Annotated in this window: 14 protein-coding genes; 4 read left to right on the forward strand and 10 right to left on the reverse strand. The window is 60.4% G+C overall.

Translation table 11 applies throughout. From position 1 onward, the window contains the following. Positions 1-4: 4 nt before the first annotated feature. The 4 genes from VMY05_10175 to VMY05_10190 form a co-directional block, all read right to left on the reverse strand. Positions 5-1,132 carry a hypothetical protein gene (locus VMY05_10175; protein HUV31440.1) on the reverse strand — a complete coding sequence of 376 codons (1,128 nt, stop codon included), beginning with the start codon at positions 1,130-1,132 and terminating at the stop codon, positions 5-7. Then, the gene (locus VMY05_10180) at positions 1,122-2,423 is read right to left on the reverse strand and encodes a tetratricopeptide repeat protein (GenBank protein ID HUV31441.1); all 1,302 of its coding nucleotides are present in this window, start codon (positions 2,421-2,423) and stop codon (positions 1,122-1,124) included. Before VMY05_10180 ends, VMY05_10175 begins: the two co-directional genes overlap by 11 nt. A gap of 42 nt (positions 2,424-2,465) precedes the next feature. Then, the gene (locus VMY05_10185) at positions 2,466-3,518 is read right to left on the reverse strand and encodes a CsgG/HfaB family protein (GenBank protein HUV31442.1); all 1,053 of its coding nucleotides are present in this window, start codon (positions 3,516-3,518) and stop codon (positions 2,466-2,468) included. Positions 3,519-3,591: 73 nt separating this feature from the next. Continuing rightward, on the reverse strand, positions 3,592-5,337 hold the full coding sequence (locus VMY05_10190) for a serine/threonine-protein kinase (protein HUV31443.1): 1,746 nt from the start codon (positions 5,335-5,337) through the stop codon (positions 3,592-3,594). A 224-nt stretch (positions 5,338-5,561) separates the two neighbouring features. Here VMY05_10190 and galT point away from each other — a divergent pair, with 224 nt between their 5' ends. From galT to VMY05_10210, 4 genes are all read left to right on the forward strand, one after another. Continuing rightward, entirely contained in the window at positions 5,562-6,563 is a 1,002-nt protein-coding gene (gene galT / locus VMY05_10195; GenBank protein ID HUV31444.1) for a galactose-1-phosphate uridylyltransferase, read from the forward strand. A gap of 2 nt (positions 6,564-6,565) precedes the next feature. Further along, positions 6,566-8,212 carry a C69 family dipeptidase gene (locus tag VMY05_10200; protein ID HUV31445.1) on the forward strand — a complete coding sequence of 549 codons (1,647 nt, stop codon included), beginning with the start codon at positions 6,566-6,568 and terminating at the stop codon, positions 8,210-8,212. Between the two features lie 128 nt (positions 8,213-8,340). Next, the gene (locus VMY05_10205) at positions 8,341-9,651 is read left to right on the forward strand and encodes an NCS2 family permease (GenBank protein ID HUV31446.1); all 1,311 of its coding nucleotides are present in this window, start codon (positions 8,341-8,343) and stop codon (positions 9,649-9,651) included. A gap of 86 nt (positions 9,652-9,737) precedes the next feature. Next, positions 9,738-10,469 (forward strand): protein-L-isoaspartate(D-aspartate) O-methyltransferase, encoded by a 732-nt coding sequence (locus tag VMY05_10210; protein HUV31447.1) that lies wholly within the window; start codon positions 9,738-9,740, stop codon positions 10,467-10,469. Positions 10,470-10,507: 38 nt separating this feature from the next. On the opposite strand, the gene VMY05_10215 is transcribed toward VMY05_10210, so the two are convergent. The 6 genes from VMY05_10215 to VMY05_10240 all read right to left on the reverse strand — a co-directional run bounded on the left by VMY05_10215 (position 10,508) and on the right by VMY05_10240 (position 19,164). Beyond that, complete coding sequence (locus VMY05_10215) at positions 10,508-11,824, reverse strand: hypothetical protein (GenBank protein ID HUV31448.1); 1,317 nt, start codon at positions 11,822-11,824, stop codon at positions 10,508-10,510. A 7-nt stretch (positions 11,825-11,831) separates the two neighbouring features. Then, on the reverse strand, positions 11,832-12,536 hold the full coding sequence (locus VMY05_10220; GenBank protein HUV31449.1) for an ABC transporter ATP-binding protein: 705 nt from the start codon (positions 12,534-12,536) through the stop codon (positions 11,832-11,834). Between the two features lie 11 nt (positions 12,537-12,547). Then, positions 12,548-13,774, reverse strand: a complete 1,227-nt coding sequence (locus VMY05_10225) for an FtsX-like permease family protein (protein HUV31450.1) — start codon at positions 13,772-13,774, stop codon at positions 12,548-12,550. Between the two features lie 12 nt (positions 13,775-13,786). Further along, positions 13,787-15,001, reverse strand: coding sequence for an ABC transporter permease (locus VMY05_10230; GenBank protein ID HUV31451.1), 1,215 nt, complete (start codon positions 14,999-15,001; stop codon positions 13,787-13,789). Between the two features lie 15 nt (positions 15,002-15,016). Beyond that, positions 15,017-15,784, reverse strand: a complete 768-nt coding sequence (locus tag VMY05_10235; GenBank protein HUV31452.1) for an outer membrane lipoprotein-sorting protein — start codon at positions 15,782-15,784, stop codon at positions 15,017-15,019. Between the two features lie 113 nt (positions 15,785-15,897). Beyond that, positions 15,898-19,164, reverse strand: coding sequence for a S41 family peptidase (locus VMY05_10240; GenBank protein ID HUV31453.1), 3,267 nt, complete (start codon positions 19,162-19,164; stop codon positions 15,898-15,900). Positions 19,165-19,258 lie beyond the last annotated feature (94 nt).

Consider the following 19,258-nt stretch of genomic DNA (forward strand, 5'->3'; position numbering starts at 1 on the left):
GTGTTTAGAGCGTGCCCACGAGGCTGGTGACGATTTGGAACCCGGTCAGATCGATTTTCCCACCGTCGGCCCGGCCCGTCAGGTATTTACCCCCCAACTCCAGATTGAATCGCTCGCCGAGACTTCGGCCGAGTGCAGCGCCGAGCGTTAGTGTATGAGAGTTGCCGAAACCCTCCTCGTTGCTTTCTATCAGCTTGAGCGACCCCGAGGGCGTGAGATACCAGGCCCGGGGGAGGAAGTAGGCGAAGTCCCCGGAGATCTGAAATTCGTTGCCGTAGAGTTTGAGTCGCTCGGTGACTTTCTCGGACGAGGCGTCATACCGCGAGTTGCGGCCGCGTATGCCGTACCGAAGCGACCCGCGAGCGCGGTGCCGTTCCATCGAATACTGGCCGCCGAGTTGAAAGTCAAGCTGCCTGCCCTGCCTGAACACCTTGGCGCCGTCCAGCTTGTCCGCCACGTAAGCGGTGAAGATGACGTCGCCCGTCCAGCTCATCCTTCCATGTTTCATCTCAGCCCCGACGCTGGCGTTTATCAGGTCGCCCGGGTCGTAGCTGTCGACGCCCTCATACGGTTCATACGCACCGGTGTACTCGTACATGATGCCCGCGCCCGCGTTGACGGGTCCCAGGTTCCGGGCCGCCCCCGCGAGCAGGTTGAAACCGAACCCTTCTCCGTATCGCCGCATCGGAAAGTCGAGAAAGCTCTCCGAAAGGACATCGATCACCCTCCGCTCGTTCGTCAGGTCGAGCTTGCGCTTGCCGGTCGGCAGATTGAAACCGAGGCTGAGCAGGAACCGGTCATCGAGCAGCGACCGGTTGAACTGCACACGGAAATCCGTCAGACCGGTAACATCGGCCTTGCCGTCGGTGTCCTCCAGACTGTTGACGGCGCTGGCCACGTAAAACCGCATCTCGGTGTTGTCGCGGATCGGCAGCAATCCGCTCAGCGGTACCATGAACTGGCTGATCGTGAAGGCCTCGCCCGTGTCAGGGGTGAGCTTCCAGTACGTGTACATGGGTCCCGAGCTGCCGCTGGTCGGCTGTCCGCGGATGATCTGACCGGACGCCGACGACGCAAGCAGCACGAGGGCCGAAAGCACCAGCATGGTATGGCAAAGTCTCTTAATCGGCATCGAGATCCCCCCTTACCACCACGCTCGCGTTGCGTTCGGCTTCGGGTGTCGAAATGGGCGTGGTTGTGTGCCTCGGCTGAACGCCAGTGGGAATGGTGATTGCACCCGAGTTCGTGACAACCCTCGTCAGCCGCTGGCCCATTATCAGTTCTGCGTTACGCGCGTCGCGTACGACGGCCGCTTCCACGTCGGCAGCCGTTACTCCTCCCTGCTGCATGGCCGATATGCCGGTGGCGGCGGACTCCATTTCCTGGCGCGCGGCGCTGAAGTTCTCGTCCTGGTTGACGGCTTGTTGAAACTCGTTCCGCGCCTCCTCGAGCAGGCCGCGGTTCCGATACTCCAGGCCGCGGCAATAGGACAGGAAGGCAAGGAACGACTCGGTCGGCACCTCCCTTATGGCATCCCGCTCGGCCGCCGTCAGTTCCACGCCCAGGTCGTCCAGGATATTGAACACGAGCTCCTTTTGCACCCGGAAGAAGTCGACGAGTTTTCCCTCGGAAGGTTCCGTTACGTCGGAGGTGCTGTCGACGGTGCTGACGATGGCCCCGTCCAGGCGGATACGGTCGTCTCCAATGCCCAGGACGCTGCCGGTGACGATTCGATTGCTGCCCAGCAGGCGTCCCATACGCGGCGCCTGGGTTGCATCCACGTAGCCGCCGCCCGCCAGTTCCAGTTCCCGAAGGAGCGCGTCCACCTTGAGCCGCTCCACGAGCCGCAGAGAGCGCACGCTGGCCAGGTCGGCGGCCGTCAGTTCCGCCAAACCGCGCGCGATGGGCGCAGTTTCGGGAGGCAGAAGCGAGCCGTCAAAGTCGGCCACGGCGATTGTGTTGGGCGGTATGCTCGCGACGTCAAGCGACGATTCGTTTTCGATGGCCCGGGCCACGTCGCGGTCAATTGTCCGCCGGATGAGACCGTCAAGGTGCGCGCGCACGAGAGATTCGGTTTCTCCCCCCGGGCGCAGTTTCAGCGCCGATGTGTAGGCACGCACGGCCAGGTCGTCTTCACCCCGCGATTCCAGCACCAGGCCCAGGTACAGGTGCGTTGCGGGATCGGCCTTGCCGGCCTTCTTGAGCGCATCCTCCGCCCGGATCAGATCCCCCGACTTGTAGAAGGCGATACCCAGTTCCTTCCAGGCGTCGACTTGTCGCGGGTCCTGGGCTATCTGCCGATAGAACACCTCGATGGCGCGCTCGTATTCCCCCTCGTCCACCAGCCTCCTGCCCTGGACGAGCAGACTCTGGGAACATCCCGACAACAGCAGAGCCGAGAGCAGTATGGTTCGTTTCAGCATGGTTCCTCTTTGCGCTTCGGTTGCGGTTAACCCTGCGGCCGGTCAGGTGGCTAATGGACGGTAAATATCCATTTTCCGCCTGGCTTCGACGAAATCCGGGTCCAGGTCGTGCGCCTGCTTGAAATACTCATAGGCCGTCTGGTAGTCGTACTTGTCCTCGAACTCCAGGCCCTTGGCGTACAGCGTCGTGGCGTCGAACGACTCAGTGCCGCCCATGTCGATAATCTTCTTGTCTTCGCCGGTCAGCGTGATGTCAAGCTCCTTGCAAAGATCTTCCACAAGCGCCTTCTCCAGCTTGAAATAATCCGGCTTGCCCTCGGTCGAGACCGAGGCCACGATTTCCGACGTCTCCACGCTGACGGCGCGGACGACCACTCGGGTCTGCCGGTGGTCAATCTGCGTGAAGCTGCCGAAGACCATCAGGTGGGCGCTGAGAAGCTTGCCGGCCTTGATGGCTGAAGCCTGATCGACCAGGCCGGACTCGGCCAGCTCCTGCTCCTGGATGACGTACTCAATCTTGTCACGTTCCACCACTGACAGGGAACTGATCTTGGCGAAATCGTACTGGAAAAAGCTCGCCAGGCCGGCCCCGAGAGCGCCAAGCTCTTCCTGGTACTTGCCCACTGAGAAGTTGTCAAAGGGCATGACCGCGATTGTCTTGATGTCGGTGGTGCCGGTGTCAGGGCAGGTCAGCGCGCCGGCGTTGCTGACGAGCGAATACCATTGCCGGCGCAGCCCCTTCGGCCAGATGTCGTGCGGCAGCCTGATCACGCACGGGCCGATGCTGGACATCTTCTTCAGGTAGTCGTAAGATTGCCCGACGTACTGCTGCCCCTTGCTGTAGTAAATGATACTAAGCACCTCGTAGATGGCAATACTGTCCTGGGCAGTCAGGTCCTGGCGTGCCAGCATCTGACTCGCGATCGCGATGCCTTCGTCGAACCTCCCGTAGATGCGGTGATCCAGCGCCTCCGCCAGCTTCTGAGCAATGTTCGCATCCTCCTGGGCCTGAACTGAGCCGTCAGCGAGCACGGAGAGCATAAGCACAAGCAGCACCATGCCCAGTCTCGATGCATGATTGTAACACCTTTTCATACGGGCTCCTCTGGAAGGGTGTGGTTTGTTGACTGTAAGCCAATAACAGCGCTCATGAGAGAGCCTGGTAACGCTAATCCGTGTAGGGGAAAATGACTGAATCCCCGTCAAAATCAAACATCATTTTTTCGTACTGACCGGCCGCAACGTTCACGGACAATTCCAGCGACGGCATTTCTTCATCATCAAGGATAGCCTTGATGCGGCGTTCTCCCGGCCTGAGCGTCAGGGTATAGGGGGTATGCACGTCCTCCTTCTTCACGCCGTCGACGAATATCACGGCGCCGGGCGGGAAAGAAAGCACGGCCAGCTCTCCATTGGCTACCGGCGGCGGCTTGGGCTCGGGAAACGTAAAGGCATAGCTGCGACTGACCGTATCTCCTGCCGCAACGCTGACCGTGTCGACGATTTCTCCCTCGGTCGAGCTGGTGTTTTCGATACGCAAACCATACAGCCCGGTGTCTGTCGTGGCCTCCCACCGCGTGGCATCCCGTACCCGCAGGGAGTCGTTGACGTAAACGTCGCTCCGGCGGTTGACCGTGATCTGAAGCGTTCCCGTAGCCGGAGCCGGGGGAGATGCAATCGTGAACGACCGGCCGGAAGAGTATCCGCCGGCCCGCCCGTCCTCGCTCACCGCCCGCACTCGCCAGAAGTACTCGCCGGACGGCAGTTTTGCCTCGCCGCTGTGCACGGTGTCGGGCCAGTCCGTGATCTGCAGAGCGTCCGTGAACGATGAGTCGGTGGCGAGATCCAGGAAGTATGTCCCGCCGGCACCGGCCACGGCGCTCCAGGTGAATGTCAACGGTGCGGCATGGGCGACCACGGCACGTTCTGCCGGTGAATACAGTTGCGGTATCTCAGGCACCCCTGCTCGTGGTATCAGCACGTAGATGGCAACGGCCGCTATAGCCAACGCCGCGGCGGCGGCCACAATGGGAAGGACTTTTCGCTTTTTTCTGACCGCGGCTACCGGAATGCTCTGGGTTGGGCCTGGTTCCGGCTCCGCCCTGGGTACGGCGGTCGTCGCGATCGCGGCTTTCATTTCTTCTGCGCTCTGGAATCGGTCTTCCGGTTCGCGGCTGATGGATTTGAGAACTGCGTTTTGCAGACCCAGCGGGATGTCCCGGCAGATGCTTCGCGGCTCCGGAGGGTCAGTAAAGAGCTTGGCGTCGCGGATGGCGAACTCGTTTTCTCCCTTGAAAGGCAGCTCGCCGCACAGCATACAGAACAGAGTGGTGCCGACGGCGTAAATGTCGGCCAGTGCGTAGTTGGTGTCCTCGGACGAACTGAATTGCTCCGGCGCCATGTAGGCCGCCGTGCCGCAGGCCGTCCCGGCTATGGTCAGGTTGGGGTCCGCCTTCCCCTTCGCAATGCCGAAATCGATGACTTTCACGCGGCCGTTCTTGTCGACCATGATGTTACTGGGTTTGATATCGCGGTGATAAATACCCTTCTGATGGGCGAACTCGAGCGTGTCGAGAACCTCGACCATGATGCGTACCGCTTCGGCGACCGGCAGCCGACCGTGCTGGCTGAGCAGGTCGTCAAGAGCGACGCCGTCGATATACTCCATGGCGATTACGGTATCCTCGCCATGGCTGAAGAAATGTTTGATGCGGCACACGTTGGGGTGACCGTCCAGAAGGGCCAGCTTGTCCGCCTCCTGCTTGAAGCGCGCAACTAGCCGGGGATCGCTGAGTATCTTGAGGATGACCACGAGGTTGGGAACGTCCTTGTGAACGGCCAGGTATACTTTGGCCATCCCCCCTGCACCGACGGGCCTGAGAACCTTATAACTGCCGATGAACCGCTCTTCCATACCTTTTATATATTCAATTCCAAATCGCTATTCAAATAAAATCCCTGAGCACAAGCGGGCGCCCGAGGATGAGCTATCCTGCCGGACGACAACGGATTCAGCAATTCCCCGGGGACCGGGCCGTCCGGTCCCGGCAAATGACTCCGCAGCGATTGACCGGCCTGTCGGAATGACTTATAGTTATTGTTTCTGGCAAACACGGTTTAGCTGTGAGGGCAGTGATCATGCCGGAATTTCGTCAAAACCAGGCCACCAAGGAGTGGGTAATACTGGCCCCCGAGCGCGGCAAGCGGCCGTCGGATTTGAAAAAGGAGCAGGCTGAACGAGAATCTCCCGGGCCGTACAGCGAGGACTGTCCGTTCTGCGCCGGCAACGAAGACCGGACGGAAGAACCTGTCCTGGTCATCCCTGAAAAAGGGGACTGGCGGGTGCGAGTGGTTCCTAACAAGTACGCGGCGCTTCAGCCGGACCTGGCTCCCACGCGGACCCGGGTGGGGTCCTTCCTGGCCGCCAAGGGATTCGGGTTTGCGGAAGTCATCATTGAACATCCCAGGCATGATCAAACACCGGCCCTGATGTCCCCGCCGGAGGTGGCCGATTTCCTGTACGCCTACCGGCAACGCCAGCGCGAAATCAGCAGGCATGAGAAGATCAACCTGGTGACGGTTTTTCGGAACCATGGTCGGCGTGCCGGTACCTCTCTGGAACATCCTCACTCGCAGATTATCGCCACGCCGATAGTCCCGCCGCACGTTCGCTTTCCCATGGAGCAGGCCGTTCGGCACTACGACGAACATGGTACCTGCGTCTATTGCGACCTGGTCAGGGAGGAGTTGCGTCAGGAGGAGCGTGTTATCCTTGAGTCGGACAATTTTGTCGCCTTCTGTCCCTTCGCAGCCCGCTCGCCGTTCGAGATCAGGATCTATCCGAAGGAGCACCAGCCCAGCTTCATGCTCGTCGGAGACGATCAGGTGCGTGAACTGGCCGAAATCCTGCGCGATGTTCTCAACCGGCTCTATGTCGGCCTGAGCAACCCGGACTACAACTATATTCTCAGATCGTCACCGATCGGGGACGAGGATACCCGGTACTTGCACTGGTACATGGTCATTATCCCGAAGCTGTCTATACCGGCCGGCTTCGAGATCGGCTCCGGCATTTACATAAACACGATAGCCCCGGAAGAATCAGCGCGCTATCTGCGCGAGACAGAATGCGAGAGGTGAGCATGAAGAACAGACAGCGTCTTGCAGTGGTGTTGAGTTTGTGCGCTCTAGCCTTGATGAGCGCTACACCCGGACGGGCCTGCACCAGCCTGCTGGTAACCGGCGGGGCCTCGGCGGACGGATCGGTGATGATCACTTACACGTGCGACGGTGAGTTTCACCCGCACCTTGAGTATATGCCGCCGGCCGACTATGAACCGGGCGATTCTCTTGAAATCACTGACTGGCATGGCAACCAATTCGGCTGGATAGAGCAGGTGCCGCATACCTATGCCGTGGTCGGTATGATGAACGAACACCAGTTGACTATCGGTGAAACAACGTTCGACGGTCGCGAAGAGCTCCGCAATCGCGACGCTACGTTGAACTACTGGCACCTCATAAACCTGGCCCTGGCGCGAGCCAGGACGGCCCGGGAGGCGATCACGGTCATGACTGACCTGGTTGCAGCGTATGGTTACAGTTCTACCGGCGAATCGTTTTCACTGGCCGATCCCCGGGAAGCCTGGATACTCGAGATGATCGGGCCGGGTCCCGGTGGCACGGGGGCTGAGTGGGTGGCGGTCCGGGTTCCGGACGGCTATATCTCGGCCCACGCCAACCAGGCGAGAATCGGCGAGTTTCCCCTTGACGACCCGGACAACTGTCTGTACTCCGACAACGTCATCTCATTCGCCGTCGAGCGCGGCTACTATGACCCCGCGTCGGGCGAACCGTTTCGTTTCTGTGACGCGTACTGCCCCGCGATACCACGAAACCTGCGTTCGTGCGAAGCCCGCGTCTGGAGCCTTTTCCGCCGTGCCGCGCCTTCGATGAATCTCCCGCCCGACTACCATCGCGGCGTGCCGGATGCGGAACCGTACCCGCTGTGGATCAAGCCGGACCGGAAACTCTCCCTGGCGGACGTATTCAGTCTGATGCGTGATCATTACGAAGGCACCCCGTTTGACATGACGACCGGAATCGATGCCGGTCCCTACGGCTGCCCCTATCGCTGGCGCCCCCTGTCCTGGACTGTCGGCAGCGTTGAGTACAGGTGGGAACGCCCCATCTCGACGCAGCAGACCGGCTACTCGTTCGTTTCGCAGTCCCGCTCGTGGCTCGAGGATCCCGTGGGCGGCGTCTTCTGGTACGGCGTTGACGATACCTACATGACCTGCTATGTGCCGCTTTACTGCTGCATCGATGCCGTGCCGGAATCGTTCACCGTCGGAAGCCTTACGTCGTTTTCGTGGGAGTCAGCCTGGTGGGTCTTTAACTTCGTGGCCAACATCGCCAACCTCAAGTACTCGTACATGGCGCCTGAGGTCCTGGCTGTTCAGAATGAGCTTGAGGGCACGTTCCTGGCTCTGCAGCCGGCGGTCGAGAAAACGGCCCTTCAGCTCGTGGAAACGGATCGGGACCTGGCCAGGCGCTACCTGACCGATTATTCCGTGTCGCATGCCGAGATGGTCGTCAAACAGTGGCGTGCGCTGGGTGAACATTTGCTCACCACGTACAATGACGGATACGTCAAGGACGAAGAGGGAGACCCTGAAGAGAAAGGGTATCCGGAGACGTGGCTGCGCCGGGTTCTGAAATCCCGGCCGGATCAGTATCGAGTGCCGGTGCAGCGCACGGTGCAGGCTGATGAAGCGGCATCGGATTAGGTTCACGCCGGCGCTCGCATGGTTAGTCGTTTCCGGTACGCTTACGCGGTGGTCGTTTTTAAATGTGACAACACTGTGGGCACTCTCTAAATTAGAACCTGTGCGGCCAGTTCAGGAGGGCCTCAGGGATGGGTAGGTCGATAAGAGGGTATTTCCGTTTCGACGAGTTGGGAACCGGCTACAGGCACGAGATTCTGGGCGGCATCACAACGTTCGTCACGATGTCGTACATCGTCATTGTCAACCCCAAGATACTCGAGGCTGCGGGAATCCCCGTCGGGCCGTCAATGGTCGCGACTGCCCTGACCGCGTTTTTCGGAACGCTGGCGATGGGTCTCTTTGCCCGGCGTCCGTTCGCGATCGCGCCGTACATGGGGGAAAACGCTTTCATCGCCTATACCGTGGTGCAGGTGCTCGGGTACAGTTGGCAGACCGCGCTCGGCGCTATCTTCGTCGGCGGCGTGTTATTCACCGCCATCAGCGTTTTCGGGGTCCGGCGCTGGCTTGCCGATGCCATTCCCTCGTCCCTCAAGATTGCGTTTGCAGTTGGCATCGGCCTGTTCCTGACTTTCATCGGTCTGAACTCGACCGGGATCATTACTCTTGGTGTCGAGAGCGCCCCGGTGCACGTGGGGAACCTCCATGATACGGCCGTGATTCTGGCCGTGGTCTGCTTCCTGCTGGTGGCTCTGCTCCTGGTAAGAAAGGTGAGCGCCGCCATCCTTATAGGCATGCTCAGCGTTACTATCCTCGCTTTTGTCCTGAATGTCGCTGAAGTGCCGGAAGAGTGGGTCAGCATGCCTCCCAGCCTGGCTCCGATTCTGCTGAAGCTCGACATTCTCGGGGCGCTGAACTGGGGGTTCTTTTCGGTGATTCTGACCGTTCTGGTCATGGACTTCGTCGACACCACCGGAACTCTTATCGGCCTGTCGTACAAAGCCGGTCTGCTTGACGAACGGGGAAATCTGCCGGAGATCGAGAAGCCGATGATCTGTGATTCCGTGACGACGGTAGTGGGCGCGCTGCTGGGAACAACTACCGCCGGGACGTTCATCGAGTCGGCCACCGGCATCCAGGCCGGCGGTAGGTCCGGGTTTGCGTCGGTTGTGACGGCGGTGTTGTTTCTGTTGACGCTCTTTTTCGCGCCCTTCCTGACCGCTGTCCCTGCCTGTGCGTACGGTCCGGCCCTGATTGTGGTCGGCCTGCTTATGCTCTCGCCGATTACGCACCTCAATTACGAGGATTTGACGGAGGCCGTACCGGCTTTCTGCGTGATTGTCCTGATGAGTTTCACGTATAATCTCGGTATCGGCATCACGGGCGGGTTTCTCGTCTACCCGTTGATGAAGGTATTCGCCGGGCGCATCCGCGAAGTGCGTGCCGGGATGTGGCTTCTGGCCGCGCTCTCGGCTCTCTTTTTCATCTTCTACCCGTATTAGCGGCCGGCACGTCGGCTCCATATTGGGGCCGTCAGGGGACCGGCGCTTGACAAACCGGCCGTCGCGTCGCTTGTTTTGGTGATATGATGACCAAATGCAGACATGGCGCGGCCTGGCTGGCGCTTGTGGCCGTGCTGGCCGTTGTGCCGCAGGGATGCACGAACGCATCCGATGCCGACTCGGCCTATGCGAAGGCCCGGAAGGCGATGATTGACCGGCAGATCGCGTCCCGAGGAATCACCGACGAGCGCCTGCTTGCAGCTTTTGACCGGGTCGAACGTCATCGGTTTGTCGACAAGTCCCTGGCGCCCCTGGCTTACGCCGATCACCCCCTGCCGATTGGCCAGGGGCAGACGATCTCGCAACCGTACATCGTGGCGCTCATGACGCAGCTCCTGGACCTGAAGGAAACCGACACGGTCCTCGAAGTAGGTACCGGCAGCGGGTACCAGGCGGCCATCCTCGCCGAACTCTGTGCGCACGTGTTCACTATCGAAATAGTCGAGAGCCTCGGCCGGAGCGCGCGGACTCGGCTGGACGATCTCGGGTATACCAACGTAACTGTCCGCATCGGCGATGGATACCGAGGCTGGCCCGAAAACGCGCCGTTCGACGCCGTCGTTGTCACCTGTGCGCCGCCGGAGATACCGCAGCCGCTGCTCGATCAACTGGCCGAGGGCGGCAGGCTGGTCATCCCCGTGGGCACGAACTGGCAGGAGTTGATTCTCATTGTGAAGAAGGACGGCAAACTGACGAGGAAAAGCGTCACTGCGGTCAGGTTTGTGCCGATGACGGGGGAGAGCCAGGAAAAGAAGTAGTTATCGGGCGCCCGCACGCCGGGTCCCCGATTCGCCGGCTAAAAGTACACCCTGAACGAAACGTAGTACAGATCGGCATAAGTGCCGAATTCGGAATTGAACTCCATCGGAATGCCGCCCGAACCGGCACCGGGCAGGTGCTCCGGTTCCTTGCCGAACCCCACAAAGGCGCCGATCGCAAGGTAAACGTCTTTGGCGACGTTATACTCGGCGGCCGGGCCGATCAGGACGGACCAATCGGTCAGATTCACGAGCGCCTCACCGCTGGCGGTCACCAGGGGTGTGATCTGGTAGCTGACCCCCGGGATGGCGTAATGTCTCCCGAGCAGGTACACGGCCCCGTCAGTATAGGCAGGCGTGGAAGAAACGGCGTAGTAGTCTCCGGCGTCGAGCGCGCCTGCGGTGCTCAGGTGGTATTCGAGAAACGCATACGTATTCGGGCCGAGACTGTAGTCGAGTCCGACCGAAGCACGGAGGTAATCGTGACCGGAGTCACGGCCGGAGTCGGCCAGGGCGTCCGTGATAACGTACGCGCCCTCTACCCAGGCTCCGGCGCCGCCAACGGCGCGAGTGACATCCACACCGACCAACAAGTGTTCGCGAAACCCGACAAGGAGTGCGGCGAAGTCGGTGCGAAAGGCGTAATACCGACCCCGCAGGAAGAAGGCGCTTTTCTCAAACGCCAGGTCCTCGCCGCCCACGTAACCGATGTCAAGCTCTCCCATGAAGCCGAGCGGATAGCGCAGGCGCACGGCATCGACACCCACGCGGTCTTCGGTGTCAAGCTCGTTGAACGTGTAAGGTGCTATCACGTCGGTAGGGTTGACCGCGTGAGCGGAACCCCATGCGATGGGCTGCCGCCCGACTGTCAGGTCGAACCTCGGCATCGTGACGGTCAGCAGCAGCCGGTCAAGATCCTGGTAGACGGCAAAGCTCGCAACGTCGCCTTTGTCCTTCGGATACAAGCGGGCACGAAGGTCCGTAACGCGGTACCGTCCGGGGTCAATGCCGGTCGCGAACAGGTCGGTGTCGAAAAGTCGCCGGTCCTGAACGCGCGGCACCAGGTTGTACGCGGCGGTGAGGGTCAGCCGGTCGAGAGGTCTCCAGCGTGCCTGAAGCCGCAGTCGATTGCTGACCGCGCCCAGCAGCGGTACGTCGGTGTTCGAGGGAGGCGGCAGGACGAGGTCGGGGAAATCAAGGACGGTAGAGAAATTCTTGTAGTATCCGCCGAGGCTGAAAGTCTCCGAGGCTCCCGCCGGGCCGCAGATCGCAAGCAGCCCCCCTGCCGCAACTGCTGCGAGCGCCAACGTACCTGCAGCGCCGCGTCGAACGGCTTTCAAGTCGCGGATGTTCACGTTTCTGCTACTCCCTGGCTTCGTCGCTGTCGACCTGTCCATCCTTAAGGACAATGAGACGCCTGGCGCGCTTCATGATTCTCACGTCGTGCGTGGAGAATATGAAGGTAGTCCCGTTGGATTCGTTCAGGGATCGCATCATTTCAATCAGCTCAACGGCGGTTTTGGAGTCAAGATTCGCAGTCGGTTCGTCGGCCAGAACCAGCGCCGGTTGCGACACAATCGCCCGGGCCACGGCCACCCTCTGTTGCTGGCCGCCGGATAGCCTGGTCGGCAGGCGGTCGGCAAACCCCTCCAGCCCGAGTGTGTTCAGCACCCTGGCCACGCGCTCGTGTCGTTCCTTCTTGGGAACGTCCTGGAGCAGCATGATGTATTCAACGTTCTCCTCAACCGTCAGAACCGGAACCAGGTTGTAGGCCTGGAAAACAAAGCCGATGCGGTCGCGGCGAAAATCAGAGAGCTTCCTGCCACTCATGCTCGAGAGCAGCTGTCCGGCCAGCCATATCTGACCCGACGTCAGCGTGTCAAGCCCCGACATTACGTTGAGCAGCGTCGTCTTGCCCGAACCGGATGGTCCGACGATGGCCGTGAATTCGCCCCGGCGTATGGTAAGGTCGACGCCGCGCAGCGCCAGCACCGGTACGCCGTTATCGGAATACTCCTTGGTAACCTGCTCGGTGACGACGACCTCGTTGTTGACACGTGTATTCATAGCTACTCTCCTTACAGGCTCTTGCGCATGGCGGCGGCCGGTATGATTCTTGCGGCGAACGAAGCCGGGTACAGACTCACCAGGGCGGTGAACAAAAAGACGGCGATGGGATAGTATATGAATTGACTTACCTGCATCACGGGGTAGAGAAGCTCCGTGAACGTGACACCGGCAAAGTCAATCCCGCCGTAATCGAAACCAATCCGCATACTGATATAGGTGGCAACAAATCCGAGGATCACTCCCAGAACGATGCTGACCACCGCCAGGGCGCCCGCTTCGAGGACAATCAGTCGGCCGATGGCGAACGGGCTCGTGCCCACGGCCCGCATGACGCCGAACTCGTACATCCGTTCATAAAGGGACATGAACAGGGTATTGACAATGCCGAGCGCAACGACGCCGAACAGTATCAGGCCGACGAGCACCGTGCTGAAGCGTGATAGCTCGAAGGCCGCTTTCAGCTCGGGCAGGATCTCGGGCCAGCCGAGCGCCTGGTTGCCATCGGTGGAATAAGCATCCCAGAACGGCAGGGCGGTGTTCCGGCTGTACTTCGGATCGACGAAGGTGATGGCTATCTCGTGCACTTCCGTGCCCAGGTCGAGCATGCTCTGCGCCTTGCCCAGCCGGACGAACGCCATGCTCTGATCCATCTCGGCGATATTCAGGAAAAAGATGCCCGAGATACGGAACATCTCCTGAGCCAGGTCGCCCGTGTGCGCCTGGGCCGCGGTCACCACCACCCGATCACCCAACCGGACTTCGAGAAGCTCCGCGAGCTTGTTGCCGATGAGGATATCGCGCTCGCCGCCGCCGTCCAGGAAGTTGCCCTCAATGATTGCCTCGTCCACCTGCGACAGGTCAGGTTCGCGCCGGGGGTCGACCCCGACCATTGTCACGGCCGTCATGTTGGCCGGTGACGATATCATGGCGAAGGCCAGGGTGCGGGTTGTGAAGCTCTGAACCAGGGTGTCAGATTCGAGGCCTGCGACCACCCGGCCCGAGTTGTTGACGGTCTGATCGATAGCGAATGTCTCGCGAAACGCGGCGCTGTGAATCTGACCCTCACCCAGGAACGAGGCCGTCGCCGCCCTGATCATGTTGCGCTCCATCCCGACGACCAGGGCGTCGGTATAGATGAGCGCGGCCAGGCCGATGCCGATAGCGGTGCCGGCTATGAAAGTGCGCCGTTTGTTGCGCAACACGTTCCGCCAGGCCAGTTTGATGTACAGTCGCACGATGCATGCCTCCTAATGCGTCCGCATGGCCCTGGCCGGAGCTACGCGGGCGGCTTTAGTCGCCGGCAACATGGAAATGAGAATAGCCGACAGCACCACACTCACGCCCGGTATATAGAAACTCCGCGCGTTTATCTCGGTGAACATCTTCGTGAACACCACGCCGCCGTACGTGAAGGACACCGGCAGGGTGATCCCATGAATCGACAGGGCGTAATTGACGCCATAGCTGAGCGCGGCGCCGAGCACGACGGCGATTGCAGCCATAATCAGAACTTCCAGCAGTACCAGCCGGAAGATCTGCGCCGGGGCCGTGCCGATGGCGCGCAGCACCCCGTACTCCCGGGTCCGCTCCAGCACCGTCATCAGCACCGTATTGAGGACTCCGACGGCCACGACCAGAACGATGATGACCACCATTATCCAGCTGCCCTGCTGGTCGACCTTCATGGCGTGGTAAAACGACTTTGCAAACTCCTTCCACGTTTCGACCGCAAGGCCGTTGTCGCCCAGTGCGGCTTTAATGTCGGAAGCCAGGTCGGGCACGTCGTCCAGGTCATCGCCGATGACGGCGATCTCGTGAACGCGACCCTCGAGAACCAGCAGTTCCTGGGCATCGTGCAGGTGCAGGTAAAGGGCACTCTGGTCGCTTATGTTGCTGCCGGTGGCGACCAGGCCGACGATCGTGTACAGATCGTTGGCGATGGAACCGTCGGCGGCCTGAGACACGACAACGACCTCGTCGCCGATAGCCGCGTGCAGGGTTTTTGCCAGGCCCTCGCCCAGCACGGCCTCGCCGGCGGCCGACGGCGAAAAGCTCCGGCCCGATGTCACCTTCCTGTCAAAGCGCGTAGCAGCGCTTTCCCTCTCCGGATCGATGCCGATAATCCTCACTCCGGCACTCTTGTTGCCCACTGCCGCAAGACCGGCACAGAAGACCCGCGGCGCCCAGAATTCGACTCCGGGAACCCTCTCTATTGCGGCGCCAACCTCGTCATAGTCGCCGATCACCTTGTACAGCGACGGCCGGTCGAGGTACCCCTGGCCGTGCACCTGGATATGACCCAGCTGGTTTCGTGCAAACATGTCGATGATATACGAATACGAGCCGTCGGACCAGGCTATGGCTATGGCCGAAAGCGCAAACCCACCGAGCATGGTGAGCACGGTCAGAACGGTGCGCCGCTTCTGCCTGAATACGTTGCGGAGGGCGATTGTGAATATCATGAGCCGCGCCGTCCTTCACCGCTGCGATCTGAGGTGGCGCAGCGAAAAGATCTCTTCCTCAAACTGCGCGTCAAACTCGACCCTGGTGTACCGGATGAGCGTCCTGTGCCCCTCCTTGCGCTGCGGAACCATCTCCATGACCGCGGGCAACGTGCGTCCCCCCATCTCTCGTATGTCCCGGTAATGCAGCACGCGCACAAGGGCGCCCTTTTCGTCATAGTATTTCTGCCAGACGGGAAGGTGATCCCCCCGCCGCGCCGCAATGACGACGTTGCCCCAGACCACCGGCAAGTCCTCGCGCGGTATGCAGTTTATGTAAATCAGGTTATCGTCCGGGGCTTCAACCGTGACGAACTCGTACGTGTAGTCCTCGAACAACGAGAATTCCTTGACCAGGTCGTCGTTGGTGAAATCGGACCCCATCCACGAGCTCATCATCATGGACGGCGGGATTTTGATCACTTTGTCCGTCTTGGGCAGGTAGTTCCACATCTCGCTCTCGACGCGCAGGGTGGCCACGCCCCTCTCCTTCTTCGGGGACGTAATCCGAATGAACGTCCTGTCCAGGCCGAGGCTCCAGGCCTCCATGGCGAGCGTCCGCTGCCAGTGAGGGGTGACCACCTCCATCTCCAGTTCCGAGTAGCTCGACTCACTCCGGTACAACTGGTCGATTTCTTCGATAATGGCCCTGATCTCGGTCTCGTCGTTAGTCTGTGCCCCGGGCGTCAGGGCCAGGGCCGGGCAAACCAGAAGCACCAGGGCCAGGTGTTGTGACGGTCTCATGTCAGTATACCACTTACAAAAGTGTCATCGGTCTCTGCCGGTGGCAGCTCTCTATCCATTCATACACGTACAACGACAAACCTGACCCAAAGGCCGCCCGGCGCCGCAACCCGTCAGCGCGGAGTCGGCGGATCGGGCAGCGGCGGCAACGTCTTGGGATCTTCCTTCAGTTTCGCCTTCACGTACTCAATGGCCCTGTCGAGCTGATCGTCGTAATCTCGGGCCAGGCGGTCCGGCCGGTTCTCGACCTTCATATCCGGCTCCACGCCGATATTCTCCATGACCCACTTACCGTCTAAAGTGTAGATGGTGCCTCCGGGCACGGTATAGTACCCGCCGTCGACCAGGGGGTCAAAGCCTTCGATGCCCACGACGCCGCCCCAGGTCCGCGTGCCAATGAGCGGTCCGAGTCCGTAGTGGCGGAAGAAGTAGGCGAAGTAATCGCCGTCGGAGCAGGAGAACTCGTTGGTAAGCGTGGCCATGTGGGCGTTCAGGCCGGTACCGGAAACCGGGCGTTCCACGGTGTTGCGGGACATGCCCATGGCAGTAACCGGGCGCCGCAGGCGGTCGAGAATCAGGGAGGAGACAAAGCCGCCGCCGTTGTACCGGACGTCCACAATCAGGCCGGGCCGGCGTACCTGGTTGTAAAACATCTTGCTGAAGCGGACCAGGCCGAAGTCGTCCATGTCGGGAATGTGGATGTACCCGATCTGCCCGTCGGACAGCGAGTCAACGTACCGGCGTCGCTTTTCCACCCAGTTGAAATACCGGAGCGTCTCTTCGGAGGCCAGCGGTTTGATCGTGACCTCGCGTGCGCCCGACATCGTAGGCCGGTCGTTGACCGTCAACGTGATCTGCTTCCCGACCGTGTTCTCGGTCAGGGCGTAGGGGTTTGTAGCGGCGGTGATTTCCTCGCCGTTGATAGCCAGCAAATACTCTCCCTCTTTGACGTCTATTCCCGGCTCGCGGAGGGGGGAACGGAGCTGTTCGTCCCAGTTTTCGCCCACGAGAATACGCTTGATCCGTATTCTGTCGCTGGCGTGGTCGATTTCAAGGTCGGCGCCGAGCAGGCCGATTTCGCTGGGCGGTATGGACGGGTAGTCGCCGCCGCCCACATATGTATGAGAGCAGCACAGTTCACCGACCATCTCCCCGATTATATAAGTGAGGTCGAATCGATTAGACACATACGGTAGCAGGACGGCGTAGCGGTCACGCATTTTTGCCCAGTCGACGCCGTGCATGTTTCTGTCGTAGAAGTAATCTCGCTGCGCCCTCCAGACCTGGTTGAACATCTGCACGTATTCCGCCGGACGGTCAATTCTCGTTTCCATGCCGGACAGGTCGAGCGCCTTGTCCTTAAGGTCGGCTTCACTTCCCTCGATTGACACAATGTAGAAGGAGCTGTCCTTCTCTATAAACGCCTTCTGCTGGTCGGCCGACAGCCGGTACCCGCCGATACCGGAAAGAAACTCGTGACGCTTCCTCTCGTTGAGGTCGTACTTGTGCAGGATCCGTTCGTCCTGAGTCACGTTGCCGCGCAGACCGCGGATGGGGTTGGAAACGTAAAACACCGCGCCGGGTACGGCGGCCAGCCCGCTGTAATTGCCGGCCGGCAAATCGAACGCCACCTGACGGTCGAAGATACCGTTGAAATCCACCTTGACCTTCACGCCTGACTCTTTGTCCGGTTTTGCCTTCTCGGACTCCTTTTCGACTGACTTCTCTTCGGTCGGCGTGACTTCGTCGCTCCTGGGGGCAAACGGGGAAGGAGTGTCGGCGTCCAGAACGATCAGAAACAGGTTATCGATGGCGTTGTATACCATTGAAAATTCGTAGCTGCTCAGGATTGGATTGAAGTTGCGTTCAGAGAGAAAGTACAGGTACTTGCCGTCAGGGTCAAAAACCGGCGAATAGTCGTTGGTGAGAGCCGGCGTCACCTGGTGAACGGTATTATCGTCGAACGCATACATGAAAACGGCGCTGATGCGGCTATCGACGTCCTTGGAATAGCACACGTACCGGCTGTCGGGCGACCAGGCGGCATCTCGAATCGAGTTGTACTTCGCCCGGTCGATCTCGATCACCTTCTTGGTTTCAATATCGACGCAGTGCAGTTTGAGATTCTTGTCCGAGAATGCCAGCCTCCTGCTGTCCGGCGACCACACCGGGTCGAAACGGTGACAGTCGCCGCCGGTCGTCAACTGAACCGTCTCTGCACCATCGTGCGACGTCAGGTACAACTCATCTTCTCCGGTGGCATCGGAAAAATAAGCGATCCATTTGCCGTCGGGAGACCATCGGGGGTATGCCTCGTTGGCTCCCGGGCTGGCCGTCAGGTTTCGCACGTCACCTTCTTTGGCCGGGACGGTGAACAGATCGCCCCGGGCGCGCATGGCCGCCCGCTTGCCGTCGGGTGATATATCATAATCAATGACCCGGTCGGACACGCCGGCGAACTCGGGGCGCACTGCGTGGCGGTCGGTGGTCAGGGAGATGTTCAGCTTGTGCTGCGCCTCCGACGGCAGGTCCAGCACGTAGACGTAACCGCCGTTCTCGAACGCAATGCCGTCCGGGCCGAGGCTGGGCCAACGGACGTCGTATTCGGTAAACGATGTTACCTGGCGAAGCTCCCCGGTGGGAACGTCGTACGAGTACAGGTTCAGCGTGCCGGTTCTGTCGGAATTGAAATAGATCTTGTCCCCGTGCCACATGGGCATGTTGTCCGTGCCGGCCCAGTCGGTGATCTTCTCGGCCTCAAAGCTGTTCAGGTCGAAGATCCAGACATCCTGCGCCATGCCCCCCTTGTACCTTTTCCAGGTCCGGAAATCGCGATGGATGGGGCAGTAAGCCACTTTGTCGGTCCCGGGTGAGAAGCTGGTAAAGCCGGCCACGGCCATCGGCAGCGGCTCCGGCAAGCCGCCGGTCACGCTGACCAGATAGGCTCGGCCGTCCCACCAATCGTTGGTCTCCCGGCGCGATCGAAAGAGAACCCGCGAACCGTCCGGGTGCCAGCCCATGACGACATTTTCGGGCCCGAACCGTTCGCTGGTCTGCTGAATGCCGGGATGATACGTAAGCCGCACGGGCTCGCCGCCGATGACGGGCATCACGTAGACCGACCAGTCGCCATCGTACTGCCCCGTAAACGCGATCGCGCTCCCGTCCGGGGAGAACTTCGGAAAGAGTTCAAGACCCTCGTGCGTGGTCAGTTGTATAGCCTGGCCGCCGCCGCGAGACACCACGTAAATGTCGCCGGCGTAAACGAACGTAACCTTGTCTCCGGTGACATCGGGAAAACGAAGCAGGCGAGCCTCGTCAGCCAGCAGTGTGCCGCTCCACACGAGCAGAGCCGTCAGGGTCAATAGATGTAACCTCATATAGCCTCCGATCCTGATCCCAGGAACGTACTTTGTGTGCAAATAAGGGTTTTGAGCGACGCGGGTCAAGCAAAGCCGTGGCCGAACTGGGCCG

It is taken from the genome of Acidobacteriota bacterium (genome assembly GCA_035529075.1).
GTDB lineage: Bacteria > Zixibacteria > MSB-5A5 > GN15 > FEB-12 > DATKXK01.